17 protein-coding genes are annotated in these 15,755 nt (G+C 45.5%); 4 read left to right on the plus strand and 13 right to left on the minus strand.

Annotated elements, in window-relative coordinates; translation table 11 throughout:
- Positions 1-32 precede the first annotated feature (32 nt).
- Both DP923_RS01745 and DP923_RS01750 read right to left on the minus strand, forming a co-directional pair.
- Positions 33-1,016, minus strand: coding sequence for an NAD(P)H-quinone oxidoreductase (locus tag DP923_RS01745; RefSeq protein ID WP_112303851.1), 984 nt, complete (start codon positions 1,014-1,016; stop codon positions 33-35).
- 34 nt (positions 1,017-1,050) lie between these two features.
- A complete protein-coding gene (locus DP923_RS01750; RefSeq protein ID WP_239020904.1) occupies positions 1,051-1,209 on the minus strand; it encodes a hypothetical protein in 159 nt (52 codons plus the stop codon).
- Positions 1,210-1,465: 256 nt separating this feature from the next.
- On the opposite strand from DP923_RS01750, the gene rplM reads away from it, so the two are divergent.
- The 4 genes from rplM to tsf all read left to right on the plus strand — a co-directional run bounded on the left by rplM (position 1,466) and on the right by tsf (position 4,126).
- A complete protein-coding gene (gene rplM, locus DP923_RS01755; protein WP_112303852.1) occupies positions 1,466-1,915 on the plus strand; it encodes a 50S ribosomal protein L13 in 450 nt (149 codons plus the stop codon).
- A 5-nt stretch (positions 1,916-1,920) separates the two neighbouring features.
- Positions 1,921-2,307, plus strand: coding sequence for a 30S ribosomal protein S9 (gene rpsI, locus DP923_RS01760; protein WP_112303853.1), 387 nt, complete (start codon positions 1,921-1,923; stop codon positions 2,305-2,307).
- Between the two features lie 21 nt (positions 2,308-2,328).
- On the plus strand, positions 2,329-3,096 hold the full coding sequence (rpsB, locus tag DP923_RS01765; protein ID WP_112303854.1) for a 30S ribosomal protein S2: 768 nt from the start codon (positions 2,329-2,331) through the stop codon (positions 3,094-3,096).
- Positions 3,097-3,292: 196 nt separating this feature from the next.
- Positions 3,293-4,126, plus strand: coding sequence for a translation elongation factor Ts (gene tsf, locus DP923_RS01770; RefSeq protein WP_112303855.1), 834 nt, complete (start codon positions 3,293-3,295; stop codon positions 4,124-4,126).
- 133 nt (positions 4,127-4,259) lie between these two features.
- Here the strand turns inward: tsf and DP923_RS01775 are convergent, their stop codons facing one another.
- The 11 genes from DP923_RS01775 to DP923_RS01825 all read right to left on the minus strand — a co-directional run bounded on the left by DP923_RS01775 (position 4,260) and on the right by DP923_RS01825 (position 15,725).
- Positions 4,260-4,505: a hypothetical protein gene (locus DP923_RS01775; RefSeq protein ID WP_112303856.1), complete on the minus strand. Its 246-nt coding sequence runs from the start codon at positions 4,503-4,505 to the stop codon at positions 4,260-4,262.
- A 91-nt stretch (positions 4,506-4,596) separates the two neighbouring features.
- Complete coding sequence (locus DP923_RS01780; RefSeq protein WP_112303857.1) at positions 4,597-6,414, minus strand: MutS-related protein; 1,818 nt, start codon at positions 6,412-6,414, stop codon at positions 4,597-4,599.
- A 24-nt stretch (positions 6,415-6,438) separates the two neighbouring features.
- Positions 6,439-6,861, minus strand: a complete 423-nt coding sequence (locus DP923_RS01785) for a RidA family protein (RefSeq protein ID WP_112303858.1) — start codon at positions 6,859-6,861, stop codon at positions 6,439-6,441.
- Positions 6,862-6,991: 130 nt separating this feature from the next.
- Positions 6,992-8,143 (minus strand): DUF4097 family beta strand repeat-containing protein, encoded by a 1,152-nt coding sequence (locus DP923_RS01790; protein WP_112303859.1) that lies wholly within the window; start codon positions 8,141-8,143, stop codon positions 6,992-6,994.
- Entirely contained in the window at positions 8,136-8,771 is a 636-nt protein-coding gene (locus DP923_RS01795) for a hypothetical protein (RefSeq protein WP_112303860.1), read from the minus strand. The genes DP923_RS01790 and DP923_RS01795 overlap by 8 nt, the downstream gene beginning before the upstream one ends.
- 24 nt (positions 8,772-8,795) lie before the next feature.
- Entirely contained in the window at positions 8,796-9,353 is a 558-nt protein-coding gene (locus tag DP923_RS01800; RefSeq protein WP_112303861.1) for an RNA polymerase sigma factor, read from the minus strand.
- A gap of 319 nt (positions 9,354-9,672) precedes the next feature.
- Entirely contained in the window at positions 9,673-11,250 is a 1,578-nt protein-coding gene (amaB, locus tag DP923_RS01805) for an L-piperidine-6-carboxylate dehydrogenase (RefSeq protein ID WP_112303862.1), read from the minus strand.
- 100 nt (positions 11,251-11,350) lie between these two features.
- Complete coding sequence (locus DP923_RS01810; protein WP_112303863.1) at positions 11,351-12,871, minus strand: Do family serine endopeptidase; 1,521 nt, start codon at positions 12,869-12,871, stop codon at positions 11,351-11,353.
- A gap of 175 nt (positions 12,872-13,046) precedes the next feature.
- Positions 13,047-13,541 (minus strand): Hsp20/alpha crystallin family protein, encoded by a 495-nt coding sequence (locus DP923_RS01815; RefSeq protein ID WP_112303864.1) that lies wholly within the window; start codon positions 13,539-13,541, stop codon positions 13,047-13,049.
- A 153-nt stretch (positions 13,542-13,694) separates the two neighbouring features.
- Entirely contained in the window at positions 13,695-14,492 is a 798-nt protein-coding gene (locus tag DP923_RS01820; protein WP_112303865.1) for a DUF2490 domain-containing protein, read from the minus strand.
- Positions 14,493-14,537: 45 nt separating this feature from the next.
- Positions 14,538-15,725, minus strand: coding sequence for a M20 metallopeptidase family protein (locus DP923_RS01825; protein ID WP_112303866.1), 1,188 nt, complete (start codon positions 15,723-15,725; stop codon positions 14,538-14,540).
- Positions 15,726-15,755 lie beyond the last annotated feature (30 nt).

Here is a 15,755-nt window from a genome sequence, read left to right on the forward strand (position 1 = left end):
AAAGCCCCGGTTTAGTGCCGGGGCTTTTTGTTTTAAGCGGATACTTTGAGAACGATTTTTCCGATATTTTTATTTGCTTCCATGTAGCGGTGTGCTTCGGCTGCTTCTTCCCAATCAAAAACAGAATCCACGACCGGTTTTATTTCCCCGCTTTCGAAGTAAGGCATCGTAAACTGGCTCATCTCCTGCGTTAGTTTTGCCTGGTAGGCCGGTGTACGCGAACGTAACGTAGAACCTATCACCTGAAGCCTTTTTACTAATATTTGTCGCAGATCGAACTCCTGTACTTTACCGCCACCCATGCTGGCAAGTATAACCAATCGTCCGTCGGTTCGCAGGCAGTTGATGTTCTGCTGAAAGTATGGCCCGGAAATAAAATCGATGATCACGTCTACGCCTTCGTTGTTGGTATGTGTTAATACTTCTGTTTCGAAAGATGTCTTTGTATAATCAATGGCTTTGTTCGCGCCCAGCTCTAAACAGGCCTGTATTTTTTGTGATGATGCCGTAACGAGCACCTCTGCTCCTATGGCCCGCGCTAATTGAATGGCTGCTGTGCCTACGCCGCTTGCGCCGGCATGTACCAGTACACGTTCGCCGGCCTGTAACTTGCCCAGCCAAACCAGCGCCTGGTAAGCAGTTAAAAACACTTCAGGTATAGCAGTGGCTTCTTCCATACTTAAGTTTTCGGGAACAGGCATGGCCATGGCTTCGTTTATCACAGCAAATTCTGCATAACCGCCGCCCGGTAATAAACCGAATACCTTATCGCCTTTTTTATACTTCGTACAAGCTGCGCCAGTTTCTACTACTTCGCCTGCAATCTCTAACCCCAACAACGGACTAGCACCTTTCGGAGCCGGGTACTTGCCTTGGCGCTGTAAGGTATCGGCACGGTTAAGCGCGGTAGCGTGTACTTTTACCAGCAACTCATCTGGCTTTGGCTGCGGTTTTTCATATTCCCCAGGTATGAGTTCTTCCGGCCCGCCGGGTTGTTTTACAAGTATGGCTTTCATCGTTTTTTGTTGGTTTCTTACTTTATACTTGATTTTATTCTCTTCGGATAGCTTCTACAGGGTTTAGCCTGGCAGCGCGCATAGCAGGATACGTCCCGAACAAAATTTCAATCAGAATGGCGACGATGGTTATAAGTATAAAAGTGTCGGAAGTATAAGCTGCCTGAAAAGGGACAGCTAAGGAATATTCCATAATATGCATCATACTTCCAAATACAGCAAACTCAGAAAATAATGGTATAGCTTTACTATAATAGAAATCCCTTGCCTGTTGACTATATGTATTCTAAAACGGCAGTAAAGTACAGAATGTGAACGTGCTATTTAACTGATTCACGGTAATTTACAAGACATAGTTGCATAAGAAATAAAATGCGGTTATCTTTGTGTCCATTTTAGAGAACCGAAATAACAATTTTCATTAAATAAATCGCTTACAACCACCAAAAATGGATCATTTAAGTTATAAAACCCTGTACGTTAACAAAGCTTCAGCCAACAAAGGCTGGGTGATTGTTGATGCCGGGCAAGGAAACTTGGGTCGTGTGGCATCGGAAGTTGCCAAGATCCTGAAGGGCAAACACAAGCCTTCATACACTCCTAACGCTGACTGCGGCGACAACGTGATCATTATCAATTCTGATAATGTACGTTTCTCAGGCCGTAAGTGGGATCAGAAGTATTATTTGACACACACGGGTTACCCAGGTGGTCAGAGAAAAACTTCTCCACGTGAGCTAAAGGCTAAATCTTCTACACTGCTTGTAGAGCGCGCTGTTCGTGGCATGTTGCCTAAAAACAGACTTGGCGCCGAGCTGTTTAGAAATCTTCATGTTTTTACAGGAAGCGAGCATCCATTTGCAGCTCAGCAGCCTAAAGAATTAACCCTCAACATCTAATTTTAATGGAAATTATCAATACATCTGGTAGAAGAAAAACCTCGGTGGCTCGTATCTATGTGACGGCCGGGCAAGGGAATATCACTATTAACGGTAAAGATATCAAGGCATACTTCCCTAACGAAGTACTGCAGACTATAGTTAATCAGCCGTTTCAAACCTTGGATCTGATTGGCAAGTACGATGTTACTGCTAATTTAAAAGGTGGTGGTGTAAGCGGCCAGGCTGAAGCACTAAGACTTGCTATCGCAAAAGCACTGGTAGTAGAAAACGCCGAGTCTAAATCAGCTCTTCGTAAGGAAGGCTTCATTACGCGTGACCCACGTATGGTTGAGCGTAAGAAATTCGGTAGACGTAAAGCACGTCGTTCATTCCAGTTCAGTAAACGTTAATATTTTAGGTGTATCAACAACATGGCAAGCACTAATTATAAAGAATTATTGGAGGCAGGTGTTCACTTTGGCCACCTTACCCGTAAATGGGATCCGAAAATGGCTCCGTACATCTTCATGGAGAAGAACGGAATTCACATTATCGACCTGAACAAGACGCTGGTTGCAATTGATGAAGCTACGGCTGCTATCAGAAACATTGCAAAATCCGGCCGCAAAATTTTATTCGTTGCTACTAAAAAGCAAGCACAGGATATCGTTGCGGAAGAAGCAAAGCGTCTTAAAATGCCTTATGTTACCGATCGTTGGTTAGGCGGTATGCTTACTAACTTCGCTACTGTGCGTAAGTCTCTTAAGAAAATGTCTACTATCGATAAGATGGTAAAAGACAACACAGCGTATGCAGCGATTGCAAAGCGTGAAAGATTAATGCTTTCCCGTGAGCGTGAGAAACTGGAAAGAGTATTAGGCGGTATCGCTGATCTTTCAAGGCTGCCAGCAGCTCTTTTCATCGTTGACGTGAAGCGTGAGCACATCGCTGTTAAAGAAGCGCACAAATTGAATTTGCCAGTTTTCGCTATCTGCGATACAAACTCTAACCCAGAGACTGTAGACTTCCCTATCCCGGCGAACGATGATGCTTCAAAATCAATTTCTCTTATCGTGTCTCTGATCGGTAAGGCTATTGAGGATGGCTTATCTGAGCGTAAAGTGGACAAAGAAGAAACTGAGCGTAAGCGTTCTGAAGAAGAAGGCATCAAAGCTAAGCAAGAAGCAGACGAACAATAAGACGTTGTTCCCATTGCTATAATACCAAACTGAACATTGGGCAACACTGCTTCAATGTTCAGTTTGTTTTAGGGAAGTAGTAACTACTTAATACAAGCTTAACAGCCTAATTAGGTATACCTTAACAGGAATCAGTTAATTTCCCTCCCTAGTGGAATTCTTAATTATTAATTCGTAATTCTTAATTATAAAAATCATGGCTATTACAGCACAAGACGTTAATAAACTACGCCAGGAAACAGGCGCTGGTATGATGGATTGCAAGAAAGCGCTTACTGAAGCTAACGGCGACTTTGAAGCAGCAAAAGATATTCTGCGTAAAGCAGGTCAGAAAATTGCAAGCAAGCGTGCCGATAACGTTACTTCAGAAGGTATTGTACTGACGCAAGTGAGCGAAGATGGCAAATCTGGTAAAGTAGTTGCTATTGCCTGCGAAACTGAGCCGGTATCTAAAGTTGAAGACTTTAAGACACTTGCACAAGCCGTATTAAATGCTGCCGTTTCTACGAACGCTGCTTCTAAAGAAGAATTATTAGCTACACCACAAGCGGATGGCCGTGCGTTGGAAGACCACATCACTGACCTGATGGGTAAAATCGGTGAGAAGATCGATGTTGTTTCTTACCAGACGGTTACAGCTGACCAGGTAGTTGCTTACAATCACTCTAATGGTAAATTAGGTGTATTGGTAGCGCTTAACAACACAAACGGTACAGATGTAACTGAAGTTGGTAAAGACGTAGCAATGCAAATTGCTGCCATGAAGCCAATTGCTTTGGATAAAGACGGTGTTGATTCTGCTACCATCGAGCGTGAAATCGAGATTGGTAAAGAGCAAGCGCGTGCGGAAGGCAAACCAGAGAACATGCTGGAAAAAATTGCGCAAGGCAAACTGAACAAATTCTACAAAGAAAGCACGTTGTTAAACCAGGAGTTCGTAAAGGATTCTTCGTTAACCATCGCGCAGCTGCTTGAAAAAACAAGCAAAGGCTTAACTGTATCTGAGTTCAAGCGTGTAGCGATCGGTTAATTCAACCCATATTCATAACAAAAAAGCCCGCTCTTGAGTGGGCTTTTTTGTTTAATAGCTTTACTGATACTTAATCCAAGTATGGATTCTTAGCTGTTGTTTCAAATAGAGTTGAATCCAGTACTAAAAACAACTATGCGTTATTCCGCCGCATCGTACTTACAAATGCGTCGCGCATATCTACAAAACGGTTTACAACGGCTTCAATAAATTCTTCGTCCAGCAACGCTTTCGCGCCTTCATCACCCATTACTTCGGTTTCTTCTATTTTATAGATCTGCTCAAAATTGGCTTTCTCCAGCTTCAGAATATACTTGCCGTTATAAGAGTGCAAGGTAATTTTAACGTGTGGATTCGAAATATCGGCTACTACTCTCATAAATTTAATGTGCTAGTGAGTTAATTTGTTGATACGCTAAAGTATAGAATAGAGTCTTTTGTCCTAAGTCAAAAAAATCTTTTGTCAGAATTTATACTTGCTCTTCGATGGCAATGCCCATTAATTGCATCAGTTTGCTTGCATTAAAGCTTCGACAAATGCCAGGCGTTAACTTATAATCAAAGTTGATCTCGTTGCCGGTAATGGTGCTGTTGAAGCTGTAATTTTTCACGCTGTCGGGTAGCTCCTCCTCCATCGCGCCCAGTTCAAGGTCGTGGGTGGAGATGAGGCCCGAAGTATGGCGCTGGTGTAATTGCCGGATCAGGGTCATGGCACCTAAGTGGCGGTCGCGGGAGTTGGTGCCTTTCAATATTTCATCGAGCAGATAAAAGACCGGTTGCCCCAGTTCTGTTAGCTCCAATAGCATACGCAGTCGCTTCAGTTCGGCATAGAAAGACGATGTATTCTCGGCGAGGTTATCTACAGTGCGCATGGCCGTATATACCTGTGCAGGTGCTACTTTCAGACGTGTGGCACAGGCAGGCGCGCCTGTAAAAGCCAGTACCATGTTTATGCCAATGGTACGCAGGAAAGTAGTTTTCCCTGACATATTAGAACCTGTTACTACCATCGTTTTACCGGCACCTTGCATCTCAAAATCATTGGCTACCGCAGAAACCGAGAAAATAAGCGGATGCGCCAGCTGCTGCGCCCGAAACTCGAAAGGCTGCTCGCTTAACTCCGGAATGGCATACTGCGGATGGGCATGCTGAAAGGCGGCTATACTTGCCAAAGCTTCAAACTCGGCTAGCACCACAAGCGCACTTTCGACCTGCTCCAGGTGCTTTGCTTTCCAGGTTTCGAGGCGATAGATCCAGTAGAAATCCCACATCAGAATCGAGTTCAGGAAAAAAGCCATCAACGTACTCAATCGCCACGAAAAGAAATCGATGATATTAGCCAGTTTGTTGATGGCAACGGAAGCTTTTATACGTTGGTGTTGGTGCAAATCTGCCTGCAGCTGCTGTAATCTTGGGGAAGTAAAAGTATGGTGTTCGATCTGTTTCAGCTGCAACGTATAACTACGCATCGCTTCGTAAATGCTGATGCTGTTTTCGTAATACTCATCGCGCTGGACAGCAAACCGGTAAGCAAGTATAAACTGAACCAAAATAAAAGCTGTCGGGATGTACCCGCTAAACCCGTACGCCCACAGTATAATAGCACCTATCGTTAGTACCGGAAGTATAAATAACAGCACTTTCAGCCAGCCATATTTCGGGTAAAACGAGTGGTTCCGGAACCAGTTTATAAACGTGTCTGCGGGCTTCAGGGTGTGTTTGTAATGCCTGGGCAGAGCCAGAAAATACTGCAGCCAATCCAGTTTGCTTTCGGTTGCCAGCTCTGCTACGGCTTCCTGGCGCTGTTTTATTTCTATTGCGGGGGCAGCCTGTTGCAACCAGCCGGCCAGTTTATACTTTCCTATACTTGTAACTGACCTGTTCACTAACTGGAAAAGCGAGTTCTGTCCGAAAATATCAAGATCCGAAGTATAAGCATGCTGGGCATTAATAAAGTCATCGCCACCATCGAAAGCTGTTAGTTTGCCTTGCAGGCGGGCGTTCTCTTCTTCGTTTAATTTCCGGGTTAGTTGCAGTTGCTTATACTTAAAATCGAGGCGTGCATGCCAGCGCAGCACAACGGTAAACAAAATATAAAATCCAAGTATAGAAAGTATACCGTACGCATTTTGCCCGGAATTAAAGAAATGATAGGCTACTGCAACACCCGCCATAAACACGCCCAGGCGCAGCCACGATACTGTACTCGATTTGCCCGATGCTTTTTTCTCCTGTTGCCCGAACTGCAGGGCCCGGTCTGTAAATAATTGTTTTCTGCTTTCGCTCACGTTGTAATGGGTATTAGCTTTTTGTTAGATAGTTGCGATGCACTTTAACTCTATCGCAATAGGTGTGGGTAGTTTATTGATTTCTACTGTAGTACGGCAAGGCTGGTTTTCTTTAAAATAGTCGGCGTAAATGCGGTTATAGGTGGCAAAATCGTCCTTCATGTTCGTTAGATAAACGGTAACATCTATCAGTTGGTCCCAGCCAGAACCCGCTTCCTCTAAAATATAACGCACATTCCGGAATACAGAATGGCACTGCGCCTCGATGTCATAAGAAAGTATAGTACCCGCTTCATCTAACTCAACGCCAGGTATCTTTTTACTTCCGCGCTCGCGGGGCCCTACGCCAGACAAAAAAAGCAAATTGCCTACTTTGCGGGCATGTGGGTAAAGCCCGACTGGCTCAGGCGCTTTAGAAGAATTCAGGATTTCTTTTTCGTTAGCCATTGTGGTTTACGTTTGTTCTATCCTTAAAATTAAACAATAAACCCGAACTTCATTTAAAACAAAAAGACCGACTTTAGAGCCGGCCTTTTGTTACATTAAACACAAACACGTTTTATAAACACACCATATATTATTCCGAAAACTGTACATCACCAAACTTGGAGTTGATACTGATCAGCCCTTTGGAGGAAGTGCCGCCGAACCGGCCTTTGTACTCTGCTGAAGTATGATCTTTGACAAGTGACGTTATATTCACTAAAGATTTATCGTAGTTAAAGCTACCGAACTTCACATTTACATCGAAGTTAAAAGCGGCCTTGTTCTCGAAGTTTAACACTACTGGCGTAAAACCAATATCCAGGTTGATCTTGCGGATATCTTTGTTGATGTTATCTACCCGGAATGTGCCATACTTCACTTCCATGTTCAGTTCATCGCTTAACTTACCCAGTTTAAAATCGCTGAACTTTGAGAAGCCCTGCAGGCCGTTGGTGCCCTCGATCTGCATATTACCATACGATACTTCTACATTGCCCTGGTTTATAAAACCGCAGTTGCCAGCGCCATACGCTACTTTCACAGAGTTCCCGACATTACTTAAGTTACCTGTCTTAAGCGAGCCATACTTCACGTTCAGGTCTGCTTTTCCTTTCAGCGCGGATACGTACGCATCGCCAAATGTCTGTTTCAGTTTCAGTGCGTTTTCGGCTGGCATGTGTACCGTATAATTTATCTCGAAGCTCTTGTTGTTGCTTTGCACAATTTTCATAGGCGCAATATCCGTTTTAATGGCGATGCTCTTGCCTTCGCGGGTATCTTTAACAGAGATCAGATCCAGTATTTCCTGGGCTTTGCTGTCGGTGCTGGCGCGAGTAATAATTTCTACCTTCACCTGTATTTCGTTGCGTGGCCAGGTATTTACGTGTATTCTTCCAAATCTATTATCGAGACTTAATAGGTCTGCGGTTGTTACTTTGTAGGTTTTATCAAAGGTTTTGCGCTTCTCCGCAGCAAACATAACAGCCTCTTCCTCGCTTGGCGCCGGCTGATCCTGCGTACTTCTGGCTGGCTGTGTTTGGTTAGGACCGCTAACACGGTATCTGGTTATCTTAGGCTGATGTTGTGCTTCTACGAACTTTGCAAGGGCAACAAGTTCGGTGAGCTGCTGTCCGTTTATATTTACCACAACAGGGCAAGGAGGCGCTGGCGCTGGCTGCTGGCCAACTGTAACCAGTGGCAGAAACAGCCCGGCTAAGAGCAGGTAGCATATAGATCTATACATTCGTTTTTTCATTGGTTTGGGTTTCTGAAGTAGGCTGTAGCGTTTCTTTGTTGATGTTCTGAAGTATTTCCAGTTGGTGGTTTAGCACTTGCGTCCGGATTCGCAGGTTTTGAATCATCGCTTCTACCACTCGTTCGGTATTCGGGGTTGATAGTAATTGTTTTTTCAGCTGGTTATAGCTGCTGTCCAGACGGGCGAGTTCACGATCTATTTCGTTTGTACCGTCGAGGCCGAGTACTTTTAAATCATAGGCACTTAATCTTTTCTCTTTTTCTTCTATCTGATTGATATAGTATACTTCAGCATCTGCCAGTTCAGGGGCAATGTTCCGGATAGTGGCAGGCTGCACAGTAGCCAGGTTATTGGCAGTTTCAGGTACGTTAAGCTTTGCTAAGTATAAAGTCAGTCCGCAGCCCAGCAGCAACAAGATGGCAGCTGCCACGCGCATCAGCATCATATCAGCAGTAAGGCTGCCGTGCCCGCCAAAATTAAACTTGATAACTTTTGTAGTTTCTTTCTGCGGAGGCGGAATCTGCTGACAGATCTGCTGCCATAATTCCGGCCGAGGCTCGAAAACATCGAATTCCTCCCGGTTCTCGCTCACAAATTTCTTTAATCTATCTTCCATGGTATTCGTTCTCGGTTTATACTTTTAAGCTACTAACTGTGGCTCCCGCATAATATCTATTAACTTTTTCCGGGCCCTGCTGTACTGCGATTTAGACGTTGACTCCGATATTTTGAGAATCTCCCCTATTTCTGCATGGTCGTATCCTTCCAGCAAGTATAAAGTCAGCACAATCCGGTAGCCTTCCGGCAGTTTCTGGATGGCGGCACGCACTTTTTCTACCTGCCACTCCATATCATCTTCATCTACCTGGTCCGGTATTTCGCCGGCTTCCCGCTCATCCAGCGCAACAACTTCTTCGCGGCGCTTGCGGATGGCGTTGATCGAGGCATTTACAACAATCCGTTTCAGCCAGCTGCCAAAAGATGCTTCGCCTTTGTAGCTATGCATGTTTTTAAAAGCGCTGATAAAGGCTTCCTGCAGCACATCTTCGGCTTCGGCATAATCGTTGGTGATGCGCATGCACACGTTAAACATAGCTTTGGAGTATAGCTTATACAGCTCGTACTGTGCACGATTTTCGCCATTCCTGCACCGCTCGATCACGTGCTGGTTAACGTCCTGATAGCTGATTTTCTCCAATGTGTTTGTGTTTGCGTAATTCTAAAACTAAACCTCCGATCTCTGCCTTCTGCTCATCTTCCTCTCTTTTTCAACTTCTGCATTAAAGACACGCGCAATTGCATTTGGTTGCACCTAATTGCAAAAATTCTTTTTCTTTTCAACTATACTTTCATTCCATCGACCAAACCAGCCAGCATATCTGCCAGTTTTTATTTTATTGTTGTGATCCGACCTACTCCAAATCAGAAATTTCATTTCAGAAATCATACTTCATAAAAAAAGCCGGTCCTCTACAGAACCGGCTTTTTATACTTTTATACTTTAAAAAAACGGATAATTAGTCCATTATTTTAAAGGTGATACCTTGTGCCAATGGCAGCTCACGGCCATAGTTGATCGTGTTTGTCTGGCGGCGCATGTAAATTCTCCAGGCATCAGATCCCGACTCACGGCCACCGCCGGTATCTTTCTCACCACCAAATGCACCGCCTATTTCAGCACCGGATGTACCAATGTTCACGTTGGCAATTCCGCAATCCGATCCCCAATGCGTCAGGAAAGCCTCTGTCTCCAATAAATTGGTAGAGAAAATAGAAGACGAAAGGCCTTGCTTCACACCATTCTGTAGCTCGATGGCGTTTTCTACATCGCCGCTATACTTCAGCAAGTATAAAATCGGTGCAAATGTTTCTTCCTGAACCATTTCGTAATGGTTTTCGGCTTCCACGATAGCTGGCGTTACGTACGTACCAGTCTGGTATTTAGCACCGCTCAGCACTTCGCCGCCAATAATCAGCTTGCCACCTTCGGCCTGTACTTTTTCCAGTGCACCTAAAAATGTTGTAACTGCCTCTTTATCGATCAGCGGACCAACCAATGTGGTAGCATCCAGCGGGTGACCGATTGGTAAGCCCGGGTATATTTTAGTTAGTCTTTCTTTAACCTGCTCGTACACATTTTCGTGGATGATGAGGCGGCGCGTAGAGGTACAACGCTGCCCACACGTACCAACTGCACCAAATACAACCGCCATCAGCGCCATTTCAATATTAGCATTTTCAGTGATGATGATTGCGTTGTTGCCGCCAAGTTCCAGTAATGATTTGCCCAGACGTGCGCCTACAGCTTCGCCTACTTTTTTGCCCATACGCGTAGAGCCCGTTGCAGAAACCAACGGAACGCGTGTATCATGCGCCATCAGGCTACCAATTTCAGCATCCCCGATGATCACGTTAAAGATACCTTCCGGCAACTCATTCTCGGTCAGTACATCCCGGATAATATGCTGACAGGCAATGGCAGTAAGCGGTGTTTTTTCGGATGGCTTCCAGATGGTAACATCGCCACAAACAGCGGCCAGCATGGCGTTCCAGCTCCACACAGCAACCGGGAAGTTAAAGGCTGATATAACGCCTACTATGCCCAGCGGGTGGTATTGTTCATACATGCGGTGCTCCGGCCGCTCTGAGTGCATGGTATAGCCGTGTAACTGGCGCGACAGCCCTACAGCAAAATCACAGATATCGATCATTTCCTGTACTTCGCCCAAGCCTTCCTGCAGAATTTTGCCCATCTCGTAGCTTACCAGTTTGCCCAGCGCTTCTTTGTGCTGGCGCAGCTTATCACCTATCTGGCGTACAATTTCGCCGCGCTTGGGTGCCGGTACTTTGCGCCATACTTTAAAAGCTGCTGCTGCGGTGGTTACTACTTTTTCATAGTCTTCCGGGGTAGCCATACTTACCGCAGCAATCTTGTTTCCGTCTGCCGGCGAAAGTATGGTACGCGTTGTTCTGCCTTCTCCTTCTGCCCACTGCAGACCGGTACTGTACGCCGGGTTCAGCTCTTTTATGCCCAATTGCTGCAGTACGTCCTGAATAGCTTTGGTTATGGGAAGTTCTTCTATGGTCTGTTTCATTTATTTATACTTGAATCAATGATGTCTTTTACAAAGCTAAAAAATAAAAAAGCTCCTGCAAGGTTGCAGAAGCTTTCTATGGTATGGTAACAGGTTAATTTTATCCTTTACCGATAGGGTAATAGGCTTTCAAGCCATCCGGATAAACACCTTCAATGTAAATAACGCCACCGGAAGTATCTTTCAGGTATTTTTCAATGTCCTTCGGCTCGTTTACCGGGTACTTATCAATACGGGTGATGATAAAACCATCTTTCATACCTGTTTCCCGGAACTGGCTGTCTTTTATACCAGTGATCTTAGCGCCGCCATCAATACCGAGCTTGCTCATTTCCTGCTTGGTTACAGGTGTAAAGGTAGCTCCTTCGTAAGTGATGGTTTTGGCCACGCTGCGCTTAGTAAGCGTTGTGCTGTTCTCCAGGCTCTTTAAAGTTACATTAGTAGTTTTCTCTTTGCCATCGCGCAGGTAAGCTACTTTTACTTTATCGCCAGGGCGGTAACGGGCCACCTGCTCCAATAACTGGGAAGATTTGCTTACAGCTACACCATTGATGGCCGTAATAACGTCACCGGCCTCAATGCCCGCTTCTTTAGCACCACTCTTTTCTTCTACGCCGGCAATGTAAACGCCACTTAAAGTTTTAAGGCCTTTCTCTTTTGCGAAAGCTGCATCAATCTCCTGGATAGATGCTCCTAAAAGCGCACGCTGTACTTCACCATACTTTAAAAGGTCATCAACCACTTTACTTACAATAGAAGACGGCACTGCAAACGAATAACCGGCAAATGTACCTGTCTGCGATGCGATGGCAGTATTTATACCTACCAGGTCGCCGTTCAGGTTTACAAGGGCGCCACCGCTGTTACCAGGGTTTACGGCTGCATCTGTCTGTATAAAAGATTCGATGCTCATGTCGCCGCGCTGGTTTGCGTTACGCTGGCTGGTACGTAAAATATCAATGTTACGGCCTTTTGCACTTACAATACCTGCTGTTACAGTAGAGGTCAGGTTCATGGGGTTACCAACGGCCAGCACCCATTCGCCTACGCGCAGGTCATCGGAGTTACCGTACCGGATGGCAGGCAGTTTATCGGCATTAATCTTTAGCAGGGCAATGTCGGTTGTCGGGTCTGTACCAACTACCGTAGCTTCAAACTTACGCTTGTCATCAAAAACAACTTCGATCTTATCTGCTTTATCGATAACGTGGTTGTTTGTAACGATGTAGCCATTCGAGGCAATTACAACTCCGGAGCCGGAGCCCAGTTGAGGCCCGCGCGGTACACGCTCGCCGAAACCATCACCAAAGAACTCGCGCAGGAACGGGTCCATCGGGCTGCCACTGTACCGCTGCGAAGAACGGACACTGTATTCCGTCATAACGTGCACAACAGCAGGCGTGGAAACCTCTGCGGCTTTTACAAAATTAAGGCCTTCCGGCACAACAGCATTGCTGCTTCGCATAGAACTGGTGTAGCGCACCGTCGGAAATTCTTCTTTTTCCTGGGAGCTTGCGGAGGCGGCAGCGTCGTTTTCGAGCAGCTTATAGCTACCCACAGCAACACCACCACCTAACATGGCTGAAAGCGTTAAGCCTACGATAAACTGTTTGGTCTTCATGTATGTATAACGTTTATATTTTCTGAATATGTATGATCTTCTATATAACTAACCCCTAACGTTTAGCTTGTATACGATAGTATAAGGAAGTAATACATCGCTTGTAACTGCTTATTAATTTAACAAAAAAGAGGCCAGAAATATATGGCCTCTTCAATTAATTTGTTTCTGAATGTTAGTTCTTACTTTTAACTTCCTTCCTACCGTTTTCAGATGACGCTGCGCTGCTTTCCGACGAATCTGAAATGCTGATCTGGCGCTTCTTGGTTTTATGTTCGTCTTTCGGAACAAACACTTCCAGTATACCATCGTTTAACCGGGCTTCTATTTTATCCGGATTTACTCTGTCTGGCAAGTATAATGTTCTGCTGAAAGCGCCGTACTGTGTTTCGAGCAGGTGGTAGCGTTTGTTTTCTTCTTTGCTCTCCATGCGTCGCTCACCTGAAATGGTTAAGGCTCCTTCCTGGAAATCAATCATAATATCTTCTTTCTTTACACCCGGCAATGCCAGCGAAAGTTCGTAGCCTTGTTCTGTTTCGCAAGCATCTAGCTGCGGTGCAAAACCAGTAAAGGTTCTGTTATTGACAGACTCGTTAAAAAATCTGTCTAACATCGAGCTGAAAGTGCTAGGCATGCTTTCCTGCATCCCATTGCGTCTGTTGAGTAACATAGCTTTTACCTCCTATACTTTGTTTAACATCTTTTCAGATAGCTACTCATAAAAAGTATACCAAGGGGTAAATTCTATTTAATCCTGAAAAATTGTCATATTCAACATACTAGAAACCAGGCTTTTACTGAAAATTTTTCAGTTTATACTTTCTTAATAAGTAAAACTGGCAGTTTGAGGAGCAGCGTTAAAAGTATACTTCAGCTCCAGGCCGAAAACAGGTGATACACGGTTGCGCTTGGCAGTATAGCCATCTTCTACCAGCACATTATTGTCGTTATAAACCGGCGGAATAAGCACATAATAATAATCTGTTTGCCGCATAAAGTATGGTGTTAATCTAACCTTATCTGAAAGCTCGTACGTCAGGTTAACGCGCAGGCGGGTGCGGTCTATGGTGCGTTCTTCGCCTTGCCCTTCATACTTTTGCCCGAGTTTAGAAATAACCATGGCCTCGTAACTAACAGAAGGCGTCAGGAATTTTGAGCCTGCGGCAAACTGTTTTCCCAGTTCTGCCATCAATCTGAAACGGCCGCGCGCATCGTAATCTTGCTGGTCTGCGTACTCGAATTGCAGCTGCTTGTTAAAGTATAAACTTTTGATTTGTCCGTTGTGGCGCAGAAACAAAGTATAAAACATGGTTTTGGGATAATCTTCGGCGGCATATCGCAGCAACGCCCCTCCGCGCCAATGGTCGGTAAAAGTATGTTCGTAGCCAAGCGTGAGTTCGATGCGCTCAAAGTTGCTCAGGATTCCGCTTTCTTTCAGGTCGTTAAAATTCTCGTCTGTATTGATGCGGTACTGGTTCCTGAAAAACAACATGCCTGCGTCATTAACGGCATAGTTAAGTTGCAGTTCGGGCCAGATGGCTGTGGGCGCACTTATCTTACTTTGCGCTTCGGAGAGTAACGGATAAAGTATAAGCAGCAGGAAGAGTAATCGCTTTTTCATAAACTGGTTTTTAGAGAGTCTGCCGATATCGGTATAAAGTATAAACTACGCCTGGAGTTCCTGCACAGCCAGCCAGGCCATTAACCCTATACTTGTTTCCAGCGCTTTTTCTTCGATATCGAATGTGGGCGTGTGTACCGATGAGGTAATGCCGCGCGCTTCGTTGCGGGTGCCAAGCCGGTAAAAGCAAGCCGGCACCTGCTGCGAATAATAGGCAAAGTCCTCGGCTCCCATCCACAAATCCAGGTTTACTACGTTGTCTGTACCTAAGTATACTTCGGCTGCGGCTTTGGCCCGGCCCGTTAAACCAGGGTCGTTTTGCAGGAACGGGTAGCCATTTTTTATATCGATCTCGCAGCTGCCGCCCATACTTTCGCAGAGGCTTTCGGCTAGTTTTTTGATGCGTTTGTGCGCTTCGCGGCGCCATACTTCGTCCATCGTCCGGAAGGTACCTTCTATTTTTACTTCGTTCGGGATAATGTTGGTTGCGCCTTTCGCTTCTACTTTACCAAACGACAACACCGTCGGGATTTTAGGGCTGGCATGGCGGCTAACAATCTGCTGCAAAGCCACAATCAAATGCGCCGAAATCAGAACAGGGTCTACGTTCATTTCGGGGATGGCTGCGTGGCCGCCTTTACCGGTTACGGTAATGTAAATTTCGTCGGCGCTGGCCATGTACATCCCGGACCGGAAACCAACTTTGCCTGCCTCCAGCGGCGGAAACACATGCTGCCCGATTATACTTTCCGGCTCCGGGTTTTGCAGCACGCCCTCCCCGATCATCACCGAAGCCCCACCCGGAAATTTCTCTTCGCCCGGCTGAAATATCAGTTTTATACTTCCTTCAAACTCATCGCGCAGCTCCTGCAAAATACGGGCTGCTCCCAGCAAAGAGGCCGTATGCACATCGTGTCCGCAGGCATGCATCACGCCTTCATTCTTCGATTTATAAGGCACCTCATTCTGCTCCAGTATCGGCAACGCATCCAAGTCGGCACGTAAAGCCAGTATTTTTTTAGTCGGATTCCTGCCTTCGATAATGGCAACCAAACCTGTTGTAGCCATTGGCGTTGCTTCTATGCCGTAAGTTGCGAGCGTTGCCTTTACGTAAGCGGCTGTGTTATACTCTTCAAAAGACAGCTCGGGGTTGGCATGCAGGTGCCTCCTGATTTCTATGGTATCAGAAGTATAGGCTTGGGCTAACTGCCGGATTTTATCTGGAATATTCATGCTGAGAAGTTACTGCCGGTGTACGGTTTA

It is taken from the genome of Pontibacter arcticus (genome assembly GCF_003284895.1).
Classification (GTDB): Bacteria; Bacteroidota; Bacteroidia; order Cytophagales; family Hymenobacteraceae; genus Pontibacter; species Pontibacter arcticus.

Coding starts and splice junctions, on each gene's coding strand:
- rpsB (WP_112303854.1), top strand. CDS start 2,329: ATGGCAAGCACTAATTATAAAGAATTATTGGAGGCAGGTGTTCACTTT.
- DP923_RS01810 (WP_112303863.1), bottom strand. CDS start 12,871: ATGAAGACCAAACAGTTTATCGTAGGCTTAACGCTTTCAGCCATGTTA.
- DP923_RS01750 (WP_239020904.1), bottom strand. CDS start 1,209: ATGGAATATTCCTTAGCTGTCCCTTTTCAGGCAGCTTATACTTCCGAC.
- DP923_RS01785 (WP_112303858.1), bottom strand. CDS start 6,861: ATGGCTAACGAAAAAGAAATCCTGAATTCTTCTAAAGCGCCTGAGCCA.
- DP923_RS01795 (WP_112303860.1), bottom strand. CDS start 8,771: ATGGAAGATAGATTAAAGAAATTTGTGAGCGAGAACCGGGAGGAATTC.
- DP923_RS01825 (WP_112303866.1), bottom strand. CDS start 15,725: ATGAATATTCCAGATAAAATCCGGCAGTTAGCCCAAGCCTATACTTCT.
- rpsI (WP_112303853.1), top strand. CDS start 1,921: ATGGAAATTATCAATACATCTGGTAGAAGAAAAACCTCGGTGGCTCGT.
- DP923_RS01815 (WP_112303864.1), bottom strand. CDS start 13,541: ATGTTACTCAACAGACGCAATGGGATGCAGGAAAGCATGCCTAGCACT.
- DP923_RS01790 (WP_112303859.1), bottom strand. CDS start 8,143: ATGTATAGATCTATATGCTACCTGCTCTTAGCCGGGCTGTTTCTGCCA.
- DP923_RS01775 (WP_112303856.1), bottom strand. CDS start 4,505: ATGAGAGTAGTAGCCGATATTTCGAATCCACACGTTAAAATTACCTTG.
- DP923_RS01745 (WP_112303851.1), bottom strand. CDS start 1,016: ATGAAAGCCATACTTGTAAAACAACCCGGCGGGCCGGAAGAACTCATA.
- rplM (WP_112303852.1), top strand. CDS start 1,466: ATGGATCATTTAAGTTATAAAACCCTGTACGTTAACAAAGCTTCAGCC.
- amaB (WP_112303862.1), bottom strand. CDS start 11,250: ATGAAACAGACCATAGAAGAACTTCCCATAACCAAAGCTATTCAGGAC.
- DP923_RS01820 (WP_112303865.1), bottom strand. CDS start 14,492: ATGAAAAAGCGATTACTCTTCCTGCTGCTTATACTTTATCCGTTACTC.
- tsf (WP_112303855.1), top strand. CDS start 3,293: ATGGCTATTACAGCACAAGACGTTAATAAACTACGCCAGGAAACAGGC.